This window comes from Bradyrhizobium sp. USDA 4011 (genome assembly GCF_054063415.1).
This window is the reverse complement of the sequence record NZ_JBSSGG010000001.1, coordinates 4,941,834-4,963,835: the sequence shown is the minus strand read 5'-3', so window position 1 is coordinate 4,963,835 and position 22,002 is coordinate 4,941,834. Positions and strand designations below refer to the sequence as shown.

General features: G+C 65.3%; 20 protein-coding genes. 9 read left to right on the top strand and 11 right to left on the bottom strand.

Going from position 1 to position 22,002, the window contains the following annotated elements; translation table 11 throughout:
• The first annotated feature begins 53 nt into the window (after window positions 1-53).
• Entirely contained in the window at window positions 54-965 is a 912-nt protein-coding gene (locus tag ACVW1C_RS23245; protein ID WP_456763150.1) for a helix-turn-helix transcriptional regulator, read from the top strand.
• Window positions 966-1,075: 110 nt separating this feature from the next.
• Here ACVW1C_RS23245 and ACVW1C_RS23240 read toward each other — a convergent pair whose 3' ends face one another.
• On the bottom strand, window positions 1,076-1,861 hold the full coding sequence (locus ACVW1C_RS23240) for an IclR family transcriptional regulator domain-containing protein (protein WP_456760399.1): 786 nt from the start codon (window positions 1,859-1,861) through the stop codon (window positions 1,076-1,078).
• A 105-nt stretch (window positions 1,862-1,966) separates the two neighbouring features.
• Between ACVW1C_RS23240 and ACVW1C_RS23235 the strand changes: the two genes are divergently transcribed.
• Window positions 1,967-3,325, top strand: coding sequence for an aromatic ring-hydroxylating dioxygenase subunit alpha (locus tag ACVW1C_RS23235; protein WP_456760398.1), 1,359 nt, complete (start codon window positions 1,967-1,969; stop codon window positions 3,323-3,325).
• A gap of 193 nt (window positions 3,326-3,518) precedes the next feature.
• Entirely contained in the window at window positions 3,519-4,955 is a 1,437-nt protein-coding gene (locus ACVW1C_RS23230) for a glutamine synthetase family protein (RefSeq protein ID WP_456760397.1), read from the top strand.
• A gap of 70 nt (window positions 4,956-5,025) precedes the next feature.
• Here the strand turns inward: ACVW1C_RS23230 and ACVW1C_RS23225 are convergent, their stop codons facing one another.
• The 5 genes from ACVW1C_RS23225 to ACVW1C_RS23205 form a co-directional block, all read right to left on the bottom strand.
• Complete coding sequence (locus ACVW1C_RS23225) at window positions 5,026-5,769, bottom strand: ABC transporter ATP-binding protein (protein WP_456760396.1); 744 nt, start codon at window positions 5,767-5,769, stop codon at window positions 5,026-5,028.
• Window positions 5,762-6,529 (bottom strand): ABC transporter ATP-binding protein, encoded by a 768-nt coding sequence (locus ACVW1C_RS23220; protein WP_456760395.1) that lies wholly within the window; start codon window positions 6,527-6,529, stop codon window positions 5,762-5,764. The genes ACVW1C_RS23225 and ACVW1C_RS23220 overlap by 8 nt, the downstream gene beginning before the upstream one ends.
• Window positions 6,522-7,469, bottom strand: coding sequence for a branched-chain amino acid ABC transporter permease (locus tag ACVW1C_RS23215; RefSeq protein WP_456760394.1), 948 nt, complete (start codon window positions 7,467-7,469; stop codon window positions 6,522-6,524). Before ACVW1C_RS23215 ends, ACVW1C_RS23220 begins: the two co-directional genes overlap by 8 nt.
• Window positions 7,466-8,383 carry a branched-chain amino acid ABC transporter permease gene (locus ACVW1C_RS23210; RefSeq protein WP_456760393.1) on the bottom strand — a complete coding sequence of 306 codons (918 nt, stop codon included), beginning with the start codon at window positions 8,381-8,383 and terminating at the stop codon, window positions 7,466-7,468. The genes ACVW1C_RS23215 and ACVW1C_RS23210 overlap by 4 nt, the downstream gene beginning before the upstream one ends.
• Before the next feature lie 260 nt (window positions 8,384-8,643).
• Window positions 8,644-9,816: an ABC transporter substrate-binding protein gene (locus ACVW1C_RS23205; RefSeq protein WP_456760392.1), complete on the bottom strand. Its 1,173-nt coding sequence runs from the start codon at window positions 9,814-9,816 to the stop codon at window positions 8,644-8,646.
• Window positions 9,817-10,201: 385 nt separating this feature from the next.
• On the opposite strand from ACVW1C_RS23205, the gene ACVW1C_RS23200 reads away from it, so the two are divergent.
• Both ACVW1C_RS23200 and ACVW1C_RS23195 read left to right on the top strand, forming a co-directional pair.
• Window positions 10,202-10,756 carry a DUF805 domain-containing protein gene (locus tag ACVW1C_RS23200; protein ID WP_456760391.1) on the top strand — a complete coding sequence of 185 codons (555 nt, stop codon included), beginning with the start codon at window positions 10,202-10,204 and terminating at the stop codon, window positions 10,754-10,756.
• A gap of 188 nt (window positions 10,757-10,944) precedes the next feature.
• Window positions 10,945-11,985, top strand: a complete 1,041-nt coding sequence (locus tag ACVW1C_RS23195) for an IS110 family RNA-guided transposase (RefSeq protein WP_456759367.1) — start codon at window positions 10,945-10,947, stop codon at window positions 11,983-11,985.
• Window positions 11,986-12,321: 336 nt separating this feature from the next.
• Here the strand turns inward: ACVW1C_RS23195 and ACVW1C_RS23190 are convergent, their stop codons facing one another.
• A complete protein-coding gene (locus ACVW1C_RS23190; protein ID WP_456760390.1) occupies window positions 12,322-13,218 on the bottom strand; it encodes a sigma-70 family RNA polymerase sigma factor in 897 nt (298 codons plus the stop codon).
• Window positions 13,219-13,268: 50 nt separating this feature from the next.
• Entirely contained in the window at window positions 13,269-13,577 is a 309-nt protein-coding gene (locus ACVW1C_RS23185) for a hypothetical protein (RefSeq protein WP_092122972.1), read from the bottom strand.
• Between the two features lie 179 nt (window positions 13,578-13,756).
• Here ACVW1C_RS23185 and ACVW1C_RS23180 point away from each other — a divergent pair, with 179 nt between their 5' ends.
• Window positions 13,757-15,247: an MFS transporter gene (locus tag ACVW1C_RS23180; RefSeq protein WP_456760389.1), complete on the top strand. Its 1,491-nt coding sequence runs from the start codon at window positions 13,757-13,759 to the stop codon at window positions 15,245-15,247.
• A 31-nt stretch (window positions 15,248-15,278) separates the two neighbouring features.
• A complete protein-coding gene (locus ACVW1C_RS23175; RefSeq protein ID WP_456760388.1) occupies window positions 15,279-16,553 on the top strand; it encodes an NAD(P)/FAD-dependent oxidoreductase in 1,275 nt (424 codons plus the stop codon).
• A gap of 2 nt (window positions 16,554-16,555) precedes the next feature.
• Here the strand turns inward: ACVW1C_RS23175 and ACVW1C_RS23170 are convergent, their stop codons facing one another.
• Together ACVW1C_RS23170 and ACVW1C_RS23165 are read right to left on the bottom strand one after the other, a co-directional pair.
• Entirely contained in the window at window positions 16,556-17,557 is a 1,002-nt protein-coding gene (locus tag ACVW1C_RS23170; protein ID WP_456763149.1) for an NADP-dependent oxidoreductase, read from the bottom strand.
• A gap of 53 nt (window positions 17,558-17,610) precedes the next feature.
• A complete protein-coding gene (locus ACVW1C_RS23165; RefSeq protein WP_456760387.1) occupies window positions 17,611-18,468 on the bottom strand; it encodes an oxidoreductase in 858 nt (285 codons plus the stop codon).
• A 115-nt stretch (window positions 18,469-18,583) separates the two neighbouring features.
• Here ACVW1C_RS23165 and ACVW1C_RS23160 point away from each other — a divergent pair, with 115 nt between their 5' ends.
• Both ACVW1C_RS23160 and ACVW1C_RS23155 read left to right on the top strand, forming a co-directional pair.
• Window positions 18,584-19,135: a TetR/AcrR family transcriptional regulator gene (locus ACVW1C_RS23160; RefSeq protein ID WP_456760386.1), complete on the top strand. Its 552-nt coding sequence runs from the start codon at window positions 18,584-18,586 to the stop codon at window positions 19,133-19,135.
• A gap of 172 nt (window positions 19,136-19,307) precedes the next feature.
• Window positions 19,308-20,888 carry a tannase/feruloyl esterase family alpha/beta hydrolase gene (locus ACVW1C_RS23155; RefSeq protein WP_456763148.1) on the top strand — a complete coding sequence of 527 codons (1,581 nt, stop codon included), beginning with the start codon at window positions 19,308-19,310 and terminating at the stop codon, window positions 20,886-20,888.
• A gap of 19 nt (window positions 20,889-20,907) precedes the next feature.
• On the opposite strand, the gene ACVW1C_RS23150 is transcribed toward ACVW1C_RS23155, so the two are convergent.
• Complete coding sequence (locus tag ACVW1C_RS23150; RefSeq protein ID WP_456760385.1) at window positions 20,908-21,858, bottom strand: AraC-like ligand-binding domain-containing protein; 951 nt, start codon at window positions 21,856-21,858, stop codon at window positions 20,908-20,910.
• Window positions 21,859-22,002: the final 144 nt, after the last annotated feature.

The following is a 22,002-nucleotide window of genomic DNA, read 5'->3' as shown; positions in this document are numbered from 1 at the left end:
ATGTTTCCTAGATCATTGGACCTGATTCAGTCAGGACCGCGCGTCGCACGGGGATCATGACCGCAGCCAACGATCCGGAAGCCGACTTCCTCGAACAGCTCGGCCAGCGCGTGCGCACCATGCGCGCTTTGCGCGGCATGTCGCGCAAGGTGCTTGCCAAGGTCTCCGGCATTTCCGAACGCTACATCGCCCAGCTCGAAAGCGGCAAAGGCAATGTCTCGATCGTGCTGCTGCGCCGTGTCGCAGGCGCGATGGGCGCGCATCTCGAGGATCTGATCCCCTCGAGCGAGCCGGTTCCGGACTGGGCCGTGATCCGCGATCTCTTGCGCAAGGCGTCGCCGAACCAGATCGCGCAGGCCAAGGACATGCTCGCCGGCAGCAGCCCGCTGGCGCCGCGCGGCGCCTCGTTCTCCGGCATCGCGCTGATCGGCCTGCGCGGCGCCGGCAAGACCACGCTTGGGCGGATGCTGGCGAAGAAGATCGGCTGGAGCTTCGTCGAGCTCAACAAGGAGATCGAGGCGCAGAACGGCCTGTCCGTCGCCGAGATCATCGCGCTGTACGGCCAGGAAGGCTTTCGCCGCATGGAGCAGGCCGCGCTGACGCAGCTGCTCGCGCGCAAGGAATTGATGGTGCTGGCGACCGGCGGCGGCATCGTCTCCGAGGCGCTGACATTCGACCTGATCCTGTCGTCGTTCTACACGATCTGGCTGAAGGCCGAGCCGGAAGAGCACATGGCCCGTGTCCGCCGCCAGGGCGACCTGCGCCCGATGGCCGACGACCGCTCGGCGATGGCCGAATTGCGCAACATCCTGGTCAGCCGCGAACCGCTCTATGCGCGCGCGTCGGCGGTGGTCGACACCGCCGGACTCTCGGTCGACGCAGCCGCGGCGCGGCTGATCGATTCCGTGCGGCCGGTGCTACAGAACGAAGCGCGCTCGTTCGGGCTGCGTAGCGTGGCACTTTAGCTTCACAGCCGCCCCGTCATTGCGAGCGAAGCGAAGCAATCCATCTTTCCGCGCGCGGATGCATGGATTGCTTCGTCGCTATCGCTCCTCGCAATGACGGCGCGGAGCCCCTACAGCAACCGGCTCTTCACGTCCTCGGCGCCATCGCGCAGCAGCGGCAGGAAACGGTCGATCAATTCCTTGGCCGGCACGCGATCGACATGCGCGCCCATGTTGATCGCGGCGACGATGGTGCCGTCATAGCGACGCACCGGCACCGAGATCGAGCGGAAATGCGGCTCCGCCTCGCGGTCGACCAGCGAATAGCCCTGCGCGCGATCGGCGATGATGGTGGCGAGCAGCTTCTTCGGATCGGTCGTGGTCTGCGGCGTCACCGGATCGCGGCGCATCGCCTTGAGGCGTGCCGCGAGTTCGGCATCGCCGAGCCGGCCGAGCATGGCGCGGCCCACTGACGTGCAGAACGCCGGCAGCCGGTAGCCGATATCGAGACCGGCGGAAAACATGCGGGTCGGACTCGAGCGCGCGACGAACACGACGTCGTCGCCGTCGAGCAGCGCGAGCGAGGCGATCTCCTGCGCTGCGGTGGCGATGCGATCGAGCACCGGCTGCAGCACCGTCACCACCTGGTTGGATTGCAGGAAGGAGCCTGCCAGCGTCAGCACATGCGGGGTCAGCGTGAACAGCTTGCCGTCCGTGGCGACGAAGCCGCCATGCGCGAGCGTGAACAGGATGCGGCGCGCGGTGGCGCGCGGCAGATCGGCGGCACGCGCGAGATCACTCAACGTCGCTGGACCGCTGACCGTGCCGAACACCTGCAACAGGCGCAGGCCGCGATCGAGCGCCTCGACGAAGTCGGTGGCGCGCTCGTCCTGATCGGTCCGCTTCAGCTTGGGCATGGGCTTTGAACGGTTCAAAAATTACGCTTGCTGTTGGAATGAGACATGGCATAATTCGCACATTCGTTCAATAGGCGAACAAATCCAAATTCGGGAGACGCCGCCATGATGAGCCAGGAAGCGAACGATCTGATCACCCGCACGGGGGCCAAGGACCCTTGCGGAAAGCTGATGCGGATGTACTGGCAGCCGGCGGCGCTGGTCGATGAATTGGAAGGGCCGCGCCCGGTTCGGCCGGTGCGGCTGCTCGGCGAAAACCTGGTGCTGTTCCGCGGCGAGGACGGAAGCTACGGGCTGATCAATCGCCACTGCGCGCATCGCGGCGCCGACCTCGCCTTCGGCCGGCTCGAGCACGGCGGGCTGCGCTGCGCCTTCCACGGCTGGCTGTTCGACACCAGTGGCCAGTGCATCGAGACGCCGGCCGAACCGGTCGGATCGCAGCTCTGCAAGGGCATCAAGCAGCGCTCCTATCCGGTGGTCGAGAAGAGCGGCATCCTGTGGGCCTATCTCGGCGAAGGCGCCCCGCCGGCTTTTGCGGAGCTCGACTGCTTCGTTGCGCCCGGAAGCCATACGTTTGCGTTCAAGGGCCACATGAACTGCAACTGGCTGCAGGCGCTCGAGGTCGGCATCGATCCGGCGCACGCGTCTTTCCTGCATCGCTTCTTCGAGGACGAGGACACCTCGGCCGCCTACGGCAAGCAATTCCGCGGCGCCTCCGCCGGCAGCGACATGCCGATGACGAAAATCCTGCGCGAATACGATCGCCCGATCATCAATGTCGAGCACACCGAATACGGCCTGCGCCTGATCGCGCTGCGCGAGCTCGACGAGGAGCGCACCCATGTGCGCGTCACCAACCAACTGTTCCCGCACGGCTTCGTCATCCCGATGTCGACCGAGATGACGATCACGCAGTGGCACGTGCCGGTCGATGACGAGAACTGCTACTGGTATGCGATCTTCACCAGCTACGCGGCGCCGGTCGACAAGCAGAAGATGCGCGACCAGCGGCTCGAGCTCTACACACTGCCCGACTACAAGTCGCGCAAGAACCGCAGCAACGATTACGGCTTCGATCCGCACGAGCAGGCGACCGCGACCTATACCGGCATGGGCAGCGACATCAACGTCCACGACCAGTGGGCGGTGGAATCGATGGGCGCGATCCAGGATCGCACCAACGAGCATCTCGGCCAGAGCGACAAGGCGATCGTGCAATATCGCCGCCTGCTACGGCAGGAGATCGAGAAGGTCGGCGGCGGCGAGAAGCCGATGCTGTTCCTCGACGACGCCTCGGCGCGCAGCATCCAGGGCCCGGCGACGATGGACGGCATCGGGCCGACCCAAGGTTGGGAGCTCTACTGGATGGAGGTCGACGTCAAGCGCCGCCGCGGCGCGCCGTGGGCAGCTCCCGTGCCGCGCGAGTTCGCAGGCAAGGTGCATCATCTGACGGCGGCGGAGTGATGATGGCTCCGGTGGCGCCGCACTGTATCCTTCACCTCGCCCCGCTTGCGGGGAGAGGTCGGATTGCATCGCCAGATGCAATCCGGGTGAGGGGGTACAGGTCGATCGACATATCGTGGTGGCGGAGAGAGCCCCTCACCCCGACCCTCTCCCCGCGAAGAGCGGGGCGAGGGAGCAGCAAAGGAGTGCCGCAGTGAGTTTCGTCGAGCGTCACGGCCTGTGGTCGGATGAGCAGAAGGAGGCCGCGAACCGCCTCCGCCGTATCGTCGAGGAGAAGAACCTCGAAGTCGTCAGGCTGTCATTCCCGGACCAGCACGGCATCCTGCGCGGTAAGACGCTGATCGCCAGCGAAGCGGTGCGCTCGCTGGAGGGCGGCTGCTGCATCACCACGACGATGCTCGCCAAGGACACCTCGCACAAGACTGTGTTCCCGGTGTTCACATCAGGCGGCGGCTTCGGCATGAAGGAGATGGAGGGCGCGGCCGACGTGCTGATGGTCGCCGATCCCACCACGTTCCGCGTGCTGCCCTGGGCGGAGAACACCGGCTGGGTGCTCTGCGATCTCTACTTCAGCGACGGACGGCCGGTGCCGTTCGCGACCCGCAACCTCTATCGCAAGGTGCTCGATCAGCTCGGAAGCCGCGGCTACGATTTCGTCGCCGGCCTCGAGGTTGAATTCCATCTGTTCAAGCTCGACGATGCGCATATGGCGCCGGAGGATGCCGGCCAGCCCGGGCGACCGCCGTCGGTCAGCCTGCTGTCGCATGGCTACCAGTACCTCACCGAGCAGCGCTACGATCTGATGGAGCCGGCGCTCGAGATCATCCGCCGCGACATCCTCGCACTCGGCCTGCCGCTGTGCTCGGTCGAGGTCGAGTTCGGCCCGAGCCAGTGCGAATTTACCTTCGCGCCCACCGTCGGACTCGAGCCGGCCGACACCATGGTGCTGTTTCGTTCGGCGGTGAAGCAGATCGCGCGCCGCCACGGCTATCATGCGACCTTCATGTGCCGGCCGAAATTGCCGAACGTGTTCGCCTCCGGCTGGCACCTGCACCAGTCCTTGGTGTCGCGCGCCAATGGCGAGAATGTCTTCATGGCCAAGGAGAGCGGCGAGCCGCTCAGCGCGCTCGGCCGCGCCTGGCTCGCAGGCCTGATCGAGCACGCGCGGGCGTCGACCGTGTTCACGACGCCGACCATCAACGGCTACAAGCGCTACCGCTCCTATTCGCTGGCACCCGACCGCGCGATCTGGGGCCGCGACAACCGCGGCGTCATGATTCGGGTGCTCGGCGGCACGAATGATCCTGCGACGCGGCTGGAGAACCGGATCGGCGAACCGGCCGCCAATCCCTATCTCTACATGGCTTCGCAAATCCTCTCCGGCCTCGACGGCGTCGACCGCAAGCTCGATCCCGGCCCATCCGCCGACACGCCCTACGAGACCAAGGCCGCGCTCTTGCCGAAGTCGCTGCGCGAAGCCGTGTTCGCGCTTCAAGACGATCCGTTCTTCCGCCAAGCGCTGGGGCCGGAGTTCGTCGACTATTACGTCTTCATCAAGAACGCGGAGATCGAGCGTTTCCAGGCCGAGGTGTCGGACTGGGAGCAGCGCGAATATTTCGAGATGTTTTGATCCCCACTTTTCTCGTCGTCCCGGCCTACGCCGGGACGACGTTGAGTATGGTGCGAGAGCGGTGCCCGCCTCAAATCCCGAGATACTTGTGCTGCAGCTCCGGCTCGGCGATCAGCTGCTCGCTGGTGCCGCTCCACACCGTCCTGCCGCGCTCGATGATGTAATGGCGGTCGGCGATGCGGCTGAGGTTTCCGACGTTCTTGTCGATCACCAGCACCGACTGCCCGCGTCCCTTCAGCATCGACAGGCAGCTCCAGATCTCGTCGCGGATCAACGGCGCAAGCCCTTCGGTGGCCTCGTCGAGGATCAGGAGCCTCGGATTGGTCATCAGCGCGCGGCCGATCGCGAGCATCTGCTGCTCGCCGCCGGACAGCGTGACGCCCATATTGCTGGTGCGTTCGGCGAGCCGCGGGAACAGCGCATGGATCTTGTCGATCGTCCACGGATCGGAGGCGCCGAGCCGATTGCCTGATGCAGCGACGAGATTTTCACGCACCGTGAGATTCGGAAAGATCTGGCGTCCCTCGGGCACCAAGCCGATCCCAAGCTTTGCGATCTTGTACGACGGCAGGCCGCGCACCGCCTCGCCGGCGAAGCGGATGGCGCCTGATCGCGCGGGCGTCAGGCCAATGATCGAGCGGATGGTCGTGGTCTTGCCCATGCCGTTGCGGCCCATCAGCGCGACCATCTCTCCCGCCTTGATCTTGAGCGACAGGCCGAACAGCACCTGGCTCAACCCGTAGCAGGTCTCGATCGCGTCGACATCGAGCAGGGTTTCAGCGGATTTGGCGTCAGCCATTTTGGTATCAGCCATGGCGCGTCACCGCATGCTGATCGCCGAGATAGGCGCGCTTGACCTCTTCGTCCTTGCGGATCGCGTCCGGCACGTCGCAGGCGATGACGCGACCATAGACCAGGACAGTGATGCGGTCGGCGAGCGCGAACACCGCCTCCATGTCGTGCTCGACCAGCACGATGGTGACTTCCTTGCGCAGCTCCTTCAGCAGCGCGACCATCCGCGCGGATTCGGTGACGCCGAGTCCGGCCATCGGCTCGTCGAGCAGCAAGAGCTGCGGCTTGGTGGCGAGCGCGACCGCGAGCTCAAGCTCGCGCTGCTCGCCATGGCTCAGTTGCGACACCACGATATCGGCGCGCTGGCCGAGGCCGACGCGCTCCAGCGCCGCGCGCGCGGTGGCGCGTAGATGCCGCTCCTTGCGCGCATTGCCCCAAAAGCGGAACGAGTGGCCGTCGTGCGCCTGCGCCGCGAGCGCGACGTTGTCGATCGCCGAAAAGTCCTTCAGCAGCGAGGTGATCTGGAACGAGCGCGCCAGCCCGAGCCGGCTGCGCTTGTAGGACGGCAGGCTCGTGACGTCGCGGCCGGCAAAGCGGATGGTGCCGGAATTCGGCATCACCTGCCCGGTAAGCTGGCTGATCAGCGTGGTCTTGCCGGCGCCGTTGGGGCCGATGATGGCGTGCAGCTCGCCCGGCAAAACCTCCATCGAGAGATTGTCGGTCGCGGTGATGCCGCCGAAGCGGCGGACCAGATTATCGACGCGGAGCAAGGGATCAACCACGGCTCATCCTCCCGAGCAGGCCCATGATGCCGCCGCGCGCGAACAGCACGATCAACAGCAGCACCGGGCCGAGGATCAGTCCCGAATATTCGGTGAACTGCGACAGCAGCTCCTCGAGCAGGAGATAGATGGTCGCGCCGACGACAGGGCCGAACAGCGAGCCCATGCCGCCGAGGATCACCATCACCATCAGGTCGCCGGAGCGGGTCCAGTACATCACGGCGGGGCTGACGAAGTCGGTGTTGTTGGCGAGCAGCGCGCCGGCGAGGCCGCAGATCGTGCCGGCAATGACGAAACAGACCAGGCGATAGCGGTTGGCATGGAAGCCGATCGCCTGCATGCGCTGCTCGTTGGAGCGGACGCCCTGCACCACGAGGCCGAAGCGCGAATTGACGATCCGCCAGATCAGATAGAGGCCGCCGAACAGGCAGGCGAGGCAGAGATAATAGAACTGGTTGCGGTCCGACAAATTGATCAGGCCGGCGAAATAGCTGCGCTTGTAGACGGTCAATCCGTCGTCACCGCCATAGCGCGACAGCGCGGAGGCGACGTAATAGGCCATCTGCGCAAAGGCCAGCGTGATCATGATGAAATAGACGCCGCGGGTGCGCAAGCTGAGCGCGCCGATCAACAGCGCAAACAGCGCCGAGACCGCGAGCGCCACCGGCCACTGGATGAAGCCGGAACCGATGCCCTCGGCGGCGAGGATGCCGACGGCATAGCCGCCGATGCCGAGATAGGCGGCATGGCCGAAGCTCATCATGCCGCCATAGCCCATGATCAGATTGAGGCTCGCAGCCGCCAGCGCATAGATCGCGATGCGGGTGAACAGCGTGAGGATGAAGATGTTGCCCGTCACCGCCGAATAGACCGGCAGCAGAACCAGCGCGGCGCACAGCAGCGCCGCAACCGCGTTCGAAGCGTTGAGCTTGGGCATCATCGTTTGGCCGCCGGGAACAGCCCTTCGGGCCGCAGCACAAGGACGATCGCCATCAGCAGATAGATCAGCATCGAGGACAGCGCCGGCGCCGCGGTCGAGGCCGCCGCCCCGCTCAGCACCTTGCGCAGCAGGTCGGGCAGGAACGCGCGGCCCATCGTGTCGATGATGCCGACGAAGATCGCCGCCATGAAGGCGCCGCGGATCGAGCCGATGCCGCCGATCACGATGATGACGAAAGCCAGGATCAGGATGTTCTCGCCCATGCCGATCTGCACGGTGAGGATCGGCGCCTGCATCAGCCCGGCGAGGCCGGCGAGCGCGGCGCCAAGGCCGAACACCAGCGTGAACAGCAGCTTGATGTTGATGCCGAGCGCCCCGATCATCTCGCGGTTGGAGGCGCCGGCGCGGATCAGCATGCCGACGCGAGTGCGCATCACCACCAGATAGAGCAGGGCTGCGACCGCGAGCGCCACCACGATGATCATCAACCGGTAGGCCGGATAATACACGCCGGGGATGATCTGCACCGGCACGGTGAGCCAGGCCGGCAGCGGCAGCGCGAGGCCAGCCGGGCCCCAGATCAGCCGGACGGCGTCGTTGAAGAACAGGATGAGGCCGAACGTCGCCAGCACCTGGTCGAGATGGTCGCGGCCGTAGAGATGCCGGAGCGCGACATATTCGAGCACGATGCCGAGCAAGAGCGTCGCCCCCAGCGCCAGCAGCGCGCCGAGCACGAAGCTACCGGTCCAGGCCACGAAGGTCGCCGCGAAATAGGCGCCCATCATGTAGAGCGAGCCGTGCGCCAGATTGACGAAATCCATGATGCCGAACACCAGTGTCAGTCCGGCCGCCAGCAGGAACAGCAGCAGGCCGAATTGCAGGCCGTTCAGCAGTTGTTCGACGACGAGATACATCGTGAGGCTACATCATCCCTAAAAAAACAGCGGCAGTGCATGCCCACCGCCGCATCGCTCGCTGCGTCTTCTCCCTCGCCCCGCTCTTGCGGGGCCGGGACGAGCAAAGCTCGCCCTGAGAGGGTTGGGGTGAGGGGTAGCTCCGCAGACCGGATTCGCGGAAAGAGCCCCTCACCCAATCGCTTCGCGATTGACCTCTCCCCGCAAGGGCGGGGCGAGGTCAAAAAGAAGCAAAGCGTGGGCCAGGATTGCCCTAAGAATCACTTCATCGGGCACTTGTCGTGGAATTTGTCCTGGTCGTCCTTGACGATGGTCGCGACCGTCTTCAGCGAGAGCTGGCCGTCGGCGTCCTTGACCACGTCCTGCAGGTAGAAGTTCTGGATCGGGATGTGGTTGTTGCCATACTTGAACGGGCCGCGCAGCGACTTGAAGTTGGCCTTCTCCATCTCCGCCTTCAAGGCGTCCTTCTTGGTGAGGTCGCCCTTCACTGCGACGACGGCGCTATTGATCAGCTGGGCGGCGTCATAGGCCTGGGCGCCGTAATAGGTCGGGCGCAGGCCGGGATACTTCTTGCGATAGTCCTCGACGAACTTCTTGTTCTCGGCGTTCGGCAGGTCGTTGACCCATTCCTGCGCGCCGGGAATGCCGATCGCGTTGTCCTTCTGCAGCGGCAGCGACAATTCGTCGACCGTGAAGGCGGTGTAGAGCGGGATCTGCGCCTTGATGCCGGCCTGGGCGTACTGGTTCAGGAACTGGACGCCGGCCGCACCCGGATAGAATACGAAGATCGACTCCGCGCCCGAGTTGCGCGCCTTGGTCAGTTCGGCCGAGAAGTCGAGCTGGCTCGGCCACACCGTATATTCCTCGCCGACCACCTTGCCCTTGAAGGTGCTCTTCACGCCCGCGAGCATGTCCTTGCCGGCGGCGTAGTTCGGGCCGATCAGGAACACCGACTTGACGCCCTTCTGGTTCATGTAGAGGCCCATCGCGGCGGGCGTCTGGTCGTTCTGCCAGGAGGTCGAGAACACGTAAGGCGAGCACAATTCGCCGGCGAGCTGCGACGGACCGGCATTGGCCGAGATCAGGAAGGTTTTCGAATCGACCGCGGTCTTCAGCGACGCCAGCAGCACGTTCGACCAGATGTAGCCGACGATGAAGTCGACCTTGTCGGACTGCACCAGCTTCTCGGTCTTCTGCTTGCCTACGTCCGGCTTCTGCTGGTCGTCCTCGTAGATCACCTCGACCGGCTTGCCGTCGATCTTGCGGCCAAGATGGTCGAGTGCGAGCTCGAACGAATTGCGCATGTCGTTGCCGATCACGGCGGTCGGACCGCTGAAGGTCGAGACAAAGCCGATCTTCACGCTGTCAGCCGCCGTCGCGGGCTGCGCGAGCGCCAGGGCCATGGCGCCTGCCAGCCAAAATGCCTTTTTCATATTTCACTCCCCTCCTCAACCAAAGATCCCGCCAGGCTCGATCACGAGGGCCCGGGGGTCACGCTTTGCGCGCGCCGTTCTGTGACGTGTTTTGTGCGCGATATCGCAAGTGTGCAGCAAGCATGAACCGACAGCACTCGATTAGAACCTTCGGCGCATACCCCAGCGCCTTGCATCATAATTCGTCCAAATCAACCATTGCAAGAAATATAATGCCGGTTGCGTAGGCAACGATTGTCGCAGGGCGCGTCTCTCCCTTTGGGCGGTACAGCGGAATTGACACATCCGGTCAAGCAACCGGAAACCACCGCAGTCGGCGAACCCGGCGCGTTCATGGTCCGGAAAGTAGTGCCGCGCGAGCCTCAGCCGAGAGGAACGCATCACCATGTTGGGATTTCTGTTCGGTTTAAACGCCCGGATCGGCCGGCTGCACTATTTTCTCGCCTCGATCGCCCTTGGCATCGCGGTGACAGTGATGTGCATGGGCATCGCGAGCCAAGCCTATCAGAAGGTCCGCTACGGTGCGCCGCTGACGCTGGAGCAACTGGGCTGGCCCGTTCTCGCAGTCGCCGGCATCTTCATTGTGGCCTCGTTCACGCTGCACTGCATGCGCATCCGCGACATCGGATGGGATCCGGTCGTCGTGGTCGTCGGCTGGATCGCATTTACGATCATCGACGGGTTAATCGCCCAGAAGTTTCCGGCATGGGCGATCGGCGCCAGGCATCGAGCGACCGCCGTGGGTGCCTTTGTCAATCTCGGGCTGACGATCGCCCTCCTGTTCTGGCCGAGCGGTTATGCCGATGATGAGCCGCCAGCGCAGCCGCGCGATACAGGCGGCGGATCGGATGGCTTCTGGAGCAGGAGCAGCGCGCCGGCCACACCAACCAGCCGCATCGCGCGCATCGCCAATGGCGAGTTCGGCGGCAAGACGCGCTAGCGGCCTCACACTCTACCGTCGTCCCTGCGAAAGCAGGGACCCATAACCACCGTCCTGTGTTGTCGAAGCTAGCTGCTGCCCCAGCATCGCGCACCGACTGTCATTCGTGGTTGATGGTGTGGACGGCCCCCTACGGCATCAGTGTGCCAGAATGAGGTTGTTGCAAATCTCAGACATGGGAGCCGTCCGTGAACCAGATTATCCGCATTGGGATGGATACGTCGAAGCATATTTTTGTGCTGCATGGGGTTGATGCGTCCGAGCAGCCGGTCTTACGCAAGAAGCTTTCGCGCAAACTCGTGCTGGAGTTCTTCGCCAAATTGCCGCCGACGGTGATCGGGATGGAGGCCTGCGGGGCGTCGCAATATTGGGCGCGAGAGCTTTCCAGGCTGGGCCATGAGGTGAAGCTGATGGCACCGCAATTGGTGAAGCCCTACGTGATGCGGAACAAGAATGACGGGCGAGACGCAGAAGGCCTGTGTGAGGCGATGAGCCGGCCGAGCATGCGCTTTGTGCCGGTGAAAAGCGCCGAGCAGCAGGCTGCGCTGATGCTGATGGGGGTCCGCGACGGACTGATCGCCCGGCGCACCCAATTGACCAACACGATCCGCGGCCATGCGGCGGAGTATGGCCTGATCGCGCCCAAGGGGCTGGAGGCGATCGAACCGCTGCTGGCGCGGATCGCGCAGGACGAGACGCTTCCCGCTCTGGCGCGCGAGCTGTTTGCCATGCTGGGCCGGGAGTGCGTCAGGCTCGAGGACGAGTTGGAGGCGGTTGAGGCCAAGCTGATGGCCTGGCACCGCGGCGATGCCACGGGCCGGCGCCTGGCGCAGATTCCGTCGATCGGTCCGATCATTGCAACGATGCTGGTGATGAAGACACCTGATCCGGCCGCGTTCCGCTCAGGTCGTCACTTTGCGGCTTGGCTCGGCCTCACGCCCAAGGACCACTCCACCGCAGGCAAGACCAGGCTTGGCAAGATCACGCGGGCGGGCGATGAGGACCTGCGCCGTCTGCTGGTCGTCGGGGCCACGGCGGTGATCCAGCAGGCCAGGCGCGGACGCGGTCATCACTCGCGCTGGCTACTGGCGCTGATCAAGCGCAAGCCGCCGAAGCTTGCGGCCGTAGCGCTTGCCAACAAGGTGGCGCGCATCGCCTGGAAGCTGATGGTGACGGGTGAGAGTTATGACGCCGCACGGCTGAATGCCGCTACGACGGGTACCGCTTAACAGATTGGCCGGCCGGCGGGCTCGCTCGCCGACCGACCGACCGGAGCTGCAAGAGCAGATGGAGCGATCGATCGAGCAACGATGCGAGACAATCCGTGGGACCCATCGGCCGTCAACAGGTCGCGTGGTTGTTTGGAACTCGCATCGCGCAAACCATCTTGGCCAGCGATTCATTCGATCGCACTCAACAGGCCGGACATATGGATGCAAGCGATCCGATCAATCCCAGAAAGCTCTTGTGCCACGGGGGCCGTCCACATATGGGTCCCGGCTCGGAGGCCGGGACGACACGGAGTTTGCGGCACGGTCACTGAGCCCAGGCTCAGCCGCGACCGTTCACCCTTGATCCACCGCCCATTCGGCGTCGTCGATCGCATAGGGCGCGTGGCGGAAATCCCGGATCGTAGCGACCTTGTCGGCCGACCAGTCGAGCAGCATGAACGACCTCGGCGGAGCGCCCTGTGCGTTCGGATCGAACACCAGGATCGCGGGACGGCCCTCGACCTGTCCGGTCACCAGGTGCCAGTCGTCGATCTTCGAATAATTGCCGAAGTAGCGCGACACCTCGGCCTTGCCGTTGAGCCGCGTCTTGTTGACGAGCTCGAGCCTGATGTCATCGGCGATCATGGCGCGGATGGCATCGAAGTCGCGGGCGTTGAAGCGGCCGACATAGGCGTTCAGCCTGAGACGATCAGCCGGCGACAGGCCGGGCCGTGGCGCATCGTCGGGCTCGCGGGCGAATTGACGCAGTTGGGTGCGTCCGCGATGCAGTGCGGCCTTCACCGCAGGCAGGCTGAAATCCATGATGCCGCAGACCTCCTGCAACGAGCAGCCGAGCACGTCCATCAGGATCACGCTGGAGCGCTGCGCGGCCGGCAGCCGCATGAAGGTGCGCAGGCTGCTTGCTGCGATCTCACGGCGGCTGACGTCGTCAAGCTCTCCGGCCATCATGTCCACCTCCTCCGCTGCGTGCAGCGCGTCCTGGCGGTCGCGCCGCCTGAGGAAATCGAGCGCGGTGTTGTGCGCGATCCGGAACAGCCAGGCTTCCGGGTGCTGGATCGGGGCCGAGGGCGCGAAGGCTTCCATCGCCTTGATCAGCGCGTCCTGCAGCACATCCTCGCCGTCGATGACCGATCCGACCATGCGGGCGCAGTAGCGATGCAGCCTTGGCCGCATCGCCGCCAGCAGCGCCTCGACATCGGTCGCGGCCGGCGCCTGGGGTGGTGACGTCATGATGGCTCCGCCAGATCGCTTCAAGGCAAGTCGGTTCAAGGCCCGCCGGTTCACGGCGCATCCAGCATACGATAGTTTCCGACAATCACAGCACTGCGAACCAGCGGCGGCTCGGCGCAACGATCGCGGATGCCGTCCTGGAAGGCCTGGAAAGCCGCCAGCTTCGGAATCGGGCTCGAGCCGTCATCGGCGGCGGTCTCGACCATATGGATGAAGGTGTCGTCCTCCAGCCGCAGGGTCAGATAGCGCACGCCATCCGGGTTGGCCGCCTTCAGCTCGGCGAACACGGCCGCAACCAGCGCCGCATTCTTCTCCGCCATTTCCGGCTTGGTCTTGTACCTGATCAGGGTCCGTCTCATCGCAGCCTCCTTGGCCTGGTTCTGCGGCCCGAACAGGCCGCGTCATACCCAAGGACGTTCGCCGGCGGCGAAAGGATGCGGTCCGGCAAAAATAATTCTTTGCCGAATCCTTTGCCCATCCCGGATCGTCTTGTCGCCGAGCGCGCCGCACCCCAGCGGCACGCCAACGGAGAACGACCATGCAGACCCCTCGAGAGCGCAACGAGCAGCGCTGGGTGCTCGGCCTCACCGCGCTGGCATCCTTCATGATGGCGCTGGACGCCATGATCATGACCACCGCCTTCGCCACCATCCGCGCCGATTTCGGCAGCGCCGTGGAGACGCTGCAATGGACCGTCAACGCCTTCAATCTGACTTTCGCGGTGCTGCTCCTGACCGGCGCGGCGCTCGGCGACCGTTTTGGTCGGCGCAGGATGTTCGCGGCCGGGATCGGCCTGTTCGTCGTGGCCTCCGCGGCCTGCGCGCTGGCCGGCGATGCCGCGGCACTGATCGCCGCGCGCGCCCTGCAGGGCGCAGGTGCGGCGCTGGTGATGCCGCTGGCGATGGCGATCCTGAGCGGCGCGTTCGGCCGCGAGGAGCGCGCCCGCGCGCTCGGCATTTTCAGCGGCATCACCGGATGCGCGCTGATCATCGGACCCGCGATCGGCGGCTTCATAACCGAACATCTCGGCTGGCGCTGGATCTTCTGGATCAACCTGCCGATCGGCCTCGTCGCGATTGCCCTCGTGCTGGCGCGCCTGCGCGAAAGTTTTGGTCCGGCTGCGCCGCTCGACATCACCGGACTGTCGCTGGTCGCGCTCGCGGCGCTGGCGCTGGTCTGGGGCCTGTTGCGCGGCAACAGCGCCGGATGGGCGAGCGCGGAAGTGACGGGCGCCCTGATCGCCGGCGCCGCGCTGGCAGCAATGTTCGTACTGTGGGAGCTGCGCGCGGCCAGCCCGATGGTGCCGATGCGGCTGTTCGCGGCCAGACCGTTCGCGGCCGGCATCGCCGCAAGCGTGCTGTTCTATGCCACGATGTATGGCGTGCTGTTCCTGCTGCCGCAATTCCTGCAGATCGCGCTCGGCTTCGACGCCTTCGGTGCCGGGCTGCGGCTGTTGCCGTGGACGGCGACGCTGTTCGTCACAGCACCGATCGCCGGCGCCGTGGTCAACCGGTTCGGCGAACGCACCCTTGTCGTCACTGGCCTCCTGATGCAGGCGATCGGGCTCGGCTGGATCGGCGAGATCGTCACCCCGTCGATGCCCTACTCCGCGCTGGTCGCACCACTGGTGCTCGCCGGCGTCGGCGTATCGATGGCGATGCCGGCCGCGCAGAACGCGGTGCTGAGCGCGGTCGCCGTCAGCGAGATGGGCAAGGCGTCGGGCGTGTTCAACATGGGCCGCTTCCTCGGCGGCATGTTCGGCATCGCGGCGCTGGTGGCAAGTTTTTCCGCGAATGGCTCGGCCGATTCATCCGGACATTTCGCAAACGGATTCGCTGCGGCGATGAGCCTTGCGGCAACGCTGTCATTCGCGGGAGCCGTCGCGGGGATGTTCCTGCCGATGCGGCGACGAGTTGTCGCCACGGCCGCGCGGCAGGATGCGTCAGGCTTGCCGCGATTGGGCTTTGCTATCGGGCGATCGGGCATTTCGTGTTGGAATGAGACCGCGAATGACTACATAATCAAATGACGAAGCCGTTCGAAACCGAGGGCGACATCAGATGACGCAAGCGCCGGCCAAACCTCATCGCGTGGTGATCGTCGGCGCCGGCTTCGGCGGACTGGAAGCCGCCTTCGGTCTAGCGGGCGCGCCGGTCGAGATCACGCTGATCGACCGCCGCAACCACCATCTGTTCCAGCCGCTGCTCTACCAGGTCGCGACCGCATCGCTTGCCACCAGCGAGATCGCCTGGCCGATCCGCTATCTCCTGCGCGACCGGCCCGAGGTGACGACGCTGTTCGCCAATGTCTGCGGCGTCGACGCGGCAGCGAAGCAAGTGCAGCTCGACGATGGCGCCAGCATTCCCTATGACACGCTGATCCTCGCCACCGGCGCGCGTCACGCCTATTTCGGCCATGACGAATGGGAGCCGTTCGCGCCCGGCCTGAAGACGCTGGAGGACGCCACGACGCTCAGGCGGCGCATCCTGGTCGCCTTCGAACGCGCCGAGCGCGAGACCGATCCGGGCAAGCGTGCGGCGCTGCTGACCTTCGTCATCATCGGCGCGGGGCCGACCGGCGTCGAGATGGCCGGCACCATCGCCGACCTCGCCAAGGATACGCTGCCGCAAGACTTCCGTCACATCGACACGCGCAAGGCGCGCGTGGTGTTGATCGAGGCCGGCCCGCGCGTGCTGGCAGGATTTCCCGACGATCTCTCGGCCTATGCGCAAGCGTCGCTGGAGAAACTCGGCGTCGAGGTGATGCTGGGCGAGCCGGTCACCGAATGCTCGGCCGACGGCGTCGTGTTCGGCGGCAAGAGGCTGGAGGCGCGCACCATCGTCTGGGCCGCCGGCGTGCGCGCCTCGCGCGCCGCCGAATGGCTGAACGCGCCGGCCGACCGCGCCCATCGGCTGCAGGTCGAGCCGGATCTGACCGTGCCCGGTCATCCCGACATCTTCGCCGTCGGCGACACCGTCACGATCAAGGGCCCCGACGGCAATCCGGTGCCCGGCATCGCACCGGCCGCCAAACAGGAAGGACGCTACGTCGCCGCATTGATCAAGGCCCGGCTCGACGGCAAGACGCTGCCGCCGTTCCGCTACAAGCATGCCGGCAGCCTCGCGCAGATCGGCAAGAAGAAGGCGGTGATCGATTTCGGCTGGCTCAAGCTGCGCGGCTCGCTGGCATGGTGGATTTGGGGCCTCGCCCACATCTACTTCCTGATCGGCGTGCGCCATCGGATTGCGGTGGCGATGAACTGGCTCTGGATCCACACCCGCGACCAGCGCGCCGCACGGCTGATCACGCAGGGCAGCAGCAAGGTCGCGCAGTAGCATCACATCATCTGAACAACCACCTTGCCCTTGGCTCGGCCCGTTTCGAGATATGCGAGCGCCTGCTTGGCCTGTTCGAACGGAAATATCCTGTCGATCACCGGCCGGATGCGCCCCGCCTTGAGCAGCTCGCCGATTTCGGCAAGTTGCCTACCGTCGGGATGCACGAACAGGAACGAATATGCGACGCCGCGCCTCCTGGCGCGGCGAATGATTTTACGGCTCAGCAATCCGAACAGGAACACCATGAAGTAGTTCATCCCGCGGGCTTGAGCGAACGCAGCGTCTGGTGGGCCGACGAGCGAAGCAACGATGCTGCCAGGCTTCAAAATCCGAAGCGATTTCTCGATCGCATCGCCCCTGACCGTGCCCAGCACGGCGTCGTAGTGCTGCAGCACCTCCTCGAATTGCCGTTTCTTGTAGTCGATCACTTCGTCCGCACCGAGGCTCCGGACCAGATCCACATTCCCCGTGCTCGTGGTCGTCGCAACCATCGCTCCGAGGTACTTCGCAAGTTGGATCGCGAAGGTTCCGATGCCGCCGGCGCCCGCGGGGATAAACACCTTCTGGCCGGGCTTGAGACGGGCACGCTGCTTGAGCGCCTGCCAAGACGTCAGGCCGACCATCGGGATCGATGCGGCCTGCACGAAGTCCAGATTTGGCGGCTTGAGCGCGGCGGCATCCTCCGGCACGCGCGCAAATTCGGCGAGCGCGCCCGTTCCGAGATCGAAGATGCTGGCGAAGACGGCGTCGCCCGGCTTGAAGCGAGTCACGCGGCTTCCGACTTCGACGACAACGCCCGCCAGATCGCTGCCCAGCGTGGCCGGCAGTCGAAATCGAAGGATGGGCTTGAACGTCCCCTTCGGAATCATGTTGTCGATCGGGTTCAAGCCAGCGGCGTGAACCTGAACCAGAATTTCGTTCGGCTTCGGCGTCGGCCGAGGGATATCGACAATCGCCACCTGATCCGGCTTGCCGTAGCGCTTGAAGACAAGTGCTCTCATTTTGCTCTCGGTTCTAAGCTCCATGGCGGTGGCAGGAGGCGACGCTTCAGCGATCAGAAAGCCCGCGCAGTGCGGTTGGGCTGCGATGCCGCCGGCACATCGAGCCGGAGGTCCTTTCGAATCCCGGCATCCACCAGGCCTTGGGGCGCAAATCGGCGCAGCAGGCGCAGACGGTTCGCAAGCTTGCCGGCCGCGTATCGCAGTTTCGGGTGCGGCGCATTGGCGGCCTTCAGCACGGTGTCCGCCACGACGCTGGGCTGCTCGGCCGTTGCCATCACCTCGCCCAGCCTCTTGTTCATGCCCGTACGAGCCTCCCGGTACTCGTCGAGCTTGGCATCCGCCTCCATGAAGTTCGCGTCGAACGACGTCCGCATGTATGCCGGCTCGATCACCGAGACGCGGATGCCCCTCGTGCGCAGCTCATGGTCGAGCGATTCCGAATAGCCCTCCACCGCGTGCTTGGTTGCGGCATAGAGCGCGCCATAGGGCATCGGCAGGAAGCCCAGCACGGAGCCGATATTGACGATGCGGCCGCTCTCTTGGCGTCGCATGTGAGGCACAACGGCGCGCGTCATCCGGATCAATCCGAAGAAATTGGTCTCGAAGATCGAGCGGGCCTGCTCTATCGAACTCTCCTCCGCGCCGGCGGGCGCGACGCCGAAGCCGGCGTTGTTCACCAACAGGTCGATGCGACCGTCGCGCCGCATCACTTCGCTGACAGCGGCTTCCACCGATTCATCGCTGGTCACGTCGAGCGGCAGCATCTCGAACGATCGCTTGCCTGGCCTGGCTCCTCGTCGGCTGGTGCCGTAGACCTCGTAGCCGGCTTCAGCGAGCCGTTGGGCGACGGCCTCTCCGATGCCTGACGAGGCGCCCGTGACGAGGGCAATCTTTGGTCCGATGCCATTCATGAGCTTCTCCGATGACGCCGGCGGATCTCGATCCGCTTTGATTACGATCGTAACTATTGATATAAATGACGATCGCTATTATAATTGTCAAGGCCCGGGGAAAGGGATCTGCGTCATGCGCGTTTCAAAAGAAAAGGCGGCCCAAAACCGCGAACGGATTCTCGAGGCAGCCTCCCGCCTCATGCGGGAGCACGGCATCTCCGGCGCCAGTGTCGACGCGCTGACCGAGGCGGCCGGGATGACTCACGGCAGCCTGTACAGTCAGTTCGGCTCAAAGGAACGGCTTGTCGAGGAAGCCGTGACTCACGCGATCGCTTCCAAGGGACGGGATGTGTCCGAGGAAGCTGCGCTCGGCGACTATGTCTCGGAATACCTGTCGCCGGCGCATCGCGACCAACCGGGAAGCGGCTGCCCTTTCGCAGCGTTATGTTGTGAGATCCCGCGCCAAGGCATGGCCGTCAGAGAGCGGTTCACGGCCGGAGTGCGCGGCATGATGTCCCTGCTGAGCCGGCGAATGCAGTCCGGCCTGAGGCCACGGCAGCGCGAGGAGAAGGCGCTCGCGACCATGGCCTCCCTGGTCGGAGCACTGGTACTCGCCCGCGCCGTGAGCGACCCCAAGCTGTCGGACGACATTCTTCGCGCGACCCGAAACGAATTGGGCGACTGACCGCTCACCCGACTATTGCCACCATTGTGCGCCGATGCCGCGCGTGAAATACTTGCCGTAGCAACGATCATACGGGAGGAAAACGATGCGGATCGATGCGCCTGCGATCGCGCTCGCGGCCTGGCTTGTCACGCCGACGGCCGGAGCATGGGCAGAGACCGCCGACATCAAAATGACCGGCGCCCCCGCCGCGACCTGTAGCGGGCTTGCCGGCCTGGCCGACGGCGCCGTCAAGATCGACACGGCAACGCTGCAGCCGCCGACGCCGCTCTCGGTCGCCGACAAGGCGCCGACGCCGGCGGCGCGGATCATCCCGGCCAATCCCGCCTTCTGCAAGGTGCTCGGCCATATCGATCCCGCCGATCCCACGGCGCCACCGATCAAATTCGAGGTCAACTTGCCCATCGAGTGGAACGGCCGCTCGCTGCAATATGGCGGCGGCGGCTTCAACGGCGTGCTGGTATCAGGCCTCGGCCTGCCGCCGGCCTATCCATTCGACAAGGCCTCGCCGCTGGCGCTCGGCTTCGTGACCGTCGGCACCGACTCCGGCCACGAGCAGAAGCCCGGCGAGCCGCCGCAGCTGTTCGCGCTCAACGACGAGGCGTTCGAGAATTTCTCGCACAAGGCCTACAAGAAGGTGCGCGACGCCGCGCGGGCGCTGACGGTCCGCGCCTACGGCAAGCCGCCGGCGAAGATGTATTTCATGGGATCGTCCGAGGGCGGCCGTGAAGCGCTGACCATGGCGCAGCGCTATCCCGACGATTTCGACGGCATCTTCGCGCGCGTTCCGGTGATCAACTGGGTCGGGTTGCAGCATGCCGGCACCCGCTCCGGCCTCGTGACGATGGGCGAGGGCTGGATCAGGCCGGCCCAGGTCAAGCTCGTGGCCGACGCCGTGCTGAAAGCCTGCGACACGCAGGACGGCTCCGATGACGCACTGGTGCAGGATCCAATCGGCTGCAAGGCCAGGTTCAAGCCGGCCACGCTGGCATGCGCCGCGGGCCACAGCGGCGACGACTGCCTGACCGACAAGCAGGTCGCCGCGATCGAAACGCTGCATGCGCCGTACAAATTCTCGTTCCCGCTCGCCAACGGCCTCGACGACTATCCGGGCTGGGGCGTGTCGGGCGAGAACACGCCGGCGTTCGGCCCGACCGGCGGCTGGAAGGCCTGGTGGCTCGGCAGCACGGCGCCGGCGCAGCCACCGGCTCCGACCAATGGCATCGCCTGGATCTACGGCGCCGGCGGCATTCAATATGTCTTCGCCCGCGATCCGAAGCTCGACGTCACGACCTACAAACCCGAGGACCACAAGGCGCGCGTACTGGAAGTCTCCGCGCTGATGGATTCCACCGATCCGGACCTCACGCGCTTCCACGCCCACGGCGGCAAGCTCGTGATCCTCGAGCACATGGCCGACTACGCGCAAAGCCCCTATGCCGGGATCCGCTACTTCGAGAATGTCGAGAAGACGCTCGGCAAGGACAAGGTCGCGGAGTTCGCCCGGCTCTACACTGCGCCCGGCGTCGACCATGTCGGCTCCGGCGCACCCGCCAATGTCGACATGCTGGCCGTGCTGGTCGACTGGGTCGAGAACGGCACGGCGCCCGGCGATCTCGAAGTGCGCGAGCAGAAGACCGAGGCGCCGGCCTTCGACACCCTCCGCGCGCTGCCCTTGTGCCGCTGGCCGGCCTGGCCGCACTACAAGGCAGGACCGGTCACCGCGGCGGCGAGTTTCGTTTGCGCGCCGTGACGGGAAGTCGCCCCGCGCGTCACCCCATCACCTGATGCGGCGAGCGGCCGAACGCGGCCTTGAAGGCGCGGCTGAAATGCGAGACGTCGCTGAAGCCGAAGCTGAGCGCCGCATCGGTGACATGGCTGAAGCGCCGCTCAGCCAATGCCTGATAGGCGCCCGCGAGGCGCTGCTGCCAGAGCCAGCGGATCGGCGTCGTGCCCTCGCGCGCGAACAGGCGATTGAGCGTGCGCGGCGCCATGTTCTGCGCCGTGGCGATCGTATCGAGATCGAGCTCGGGATCGTCGAGATGGGCCAGAATGTAGGCCTTGACCCGTGCCAGCCGTTCGTCGCCGCGCCGCGGCACATCGTCCGTTAGTTCGGTCTGGAGCGTCGTCGCGAAAATATCGAGCATTGAGGCGCCAAGCTTTATCGCCGCAGGCCCGGCGTCGTCATCGAGCCGCGTCAGCCGGCGGATCAACGATCCCGCCAGCGCGCCCACTTTCGACGCGTTGCCGACCCGCCGTGCCGTCAGCCGCTGCGCATCCGGCAGCCGCGCGAGCAGCAGCGGCCGCGGGATCGACACCATGATCGAACGCGCGGCCGGGGCGAACTCGAGCGTGAACGGCTGCGCCTGGTCATGCAGCATGAGATCGCCCCGGCGCATGCACACCTCGCGGCCGCCCTGTGCGAAGCTGACCTCGCCGCGCAGCGTGAGCCACAGCATGAAATAATCGCGCGGGTCGCGACGGACGTCGCTCGCACTGCGCATCACCCGAATGCGGTCGGCGGCCGGCGTCGACGACCAGATGTCGTTGATCGCAAGCGGGCCGAAATTGCGGATCGAGATCGACGCGGCAAACGCCTCATCGGCGACGCGGCGGCATTCGGTCAGCGAGAATTCGCGGCAGGTGACGTAATGCCAGCGGTCGAAACTGTCACCCGGCGCAACAAGCGTTTGCGCGATGACTGGATGATCTGGGGTCTGCATCGGACCTTGCTCCCGCCCAACCCGGCAGGGGGATATACTGCGTCCAGCCCCCGTTTCTGGCAAGCAGAGTCCAGCGACTGGCCGGCGCAGCCAAGAACCGCCGCCGCGACGGAGGTAGAAAATATCTCCGACAGGACAGGAGAC

Bases quoted from the DNA above. Each gene is read 5' to 3' on its own strand.
- ACVW1C_RS23240 (WP_456760399.1), bottom strand. From the start codon at position 1,861: ATGCCCAAGCTGAAGCGGACCGATCAGGACGAGCGCGCCACCGACTTC.
- ACVW1C_RS23235 (WP_456760398.1), top strand. From the start codon at position 1,967: ATGATGAGCCAGGAAGCGAACGATCTGATCACCCGCACGGGGGCCAAG.
- ACVW1C_RS23225 (WP_456760396.1), bottom strand. From the start codon at position 5,769: ATGGCTGATACCAAAATGGCTGACGCCAAATCCGCTGAAACCCTGCTC.
- ACVW1C_RS23215 (WP_456760394.1), bottom strand. From the start codon at position 7,469: ATGATGCCCAAGCTCAACGCTTCGAACGCGGTTGCGGCGCTGCTGTGC.
- ACVW1C_RS23210 (WP_456760393.1), bottom strand. From the start codon at position 8,383: ATGTATCTCGTCGTCGAACAACTGCTGAACGGCCTGCAATTCGGCCTG.
- ACVW1C_RS23205 (WP_456760392.1), bottom strand. From the start codon at position 9,816: ATGAAAAAGGCATTTTGGCTGGCAGGCGCCATGGCCCTGGCGCTCGCG.
- ACVW1C_RS23200 (WP_456760391.1), top strand. From the start codon at position 10,202: ATGTTGGGATTTCTGTTCGGTTTAAACGCCCGGATCGGCCGGCTGCAC.
- ACVW1C_RS23190 (WP_456760390.1), bottom strand. From the start codon at position 13,218: ATGACGTCACCACCCCAGGCGCCGGCCGCGACCGATGTCGAGGCGCTG.
- ACVW1C_RS23185 (WP_092122972.1), bottom strand. From the start codon at position 13,577: ATGAGACGGACCCTGATCAGGTACAAGACCAAGCCGGAAATGGCGGAG.
- ACVW1C_RS23180 (WP_456760389.1), top strand. From the start codon at position 13,757: ATGCAGACCCCTCGAGAGCGCAACGAGCAGCGCTGGGTGCTCGGCCTC.
- ACVW1C_RS23175 (WP_456760388.1), top strand. From the start codon at position 15,279: ATGACGCAAGCGCCGGCCAAACCTCATCGCGTGGTGATCGTCGGCGCC.
- ACVW1C_RS23170 (WP_456763149.1), bottom strand. From the start codon at position 17,557: ATGAGAGCACTTGTCTTCAAGCGCTACGGCAAGCCGGATCAGGTGGCG.
- ACVW1C_RS23165 (WP_456760387.1), bottom strand. From the start codon at position 18,468: ATGAATGGCATCGGACCAAAGATTGCCCTCGTCACGGGCGCCTCGTCA.
- ACVW1C_RS23160 (WP_456760386.1), top strand. From the start codon at position 18,584: ATGCGCGTTTCAAAAGAAAAGGCGGCCCAAAACCGCGAACGGATTCTC.
- ACVW1C_RS23155 (WP_456763148.1), top strand. From the start codon at position 19,308: ATGACCGGCGCCCCCGCCGCGACCTGTAGCGGGCTTGCCGGCCTGGCC.
- ACVW1C_RS23150 (WP_456760385.1), bottom strand. From the start codon at position 21,858: ATGCAGACCCCAGATCATCCAGTCATCGCGCAAACGCTTGTTGCGCCG.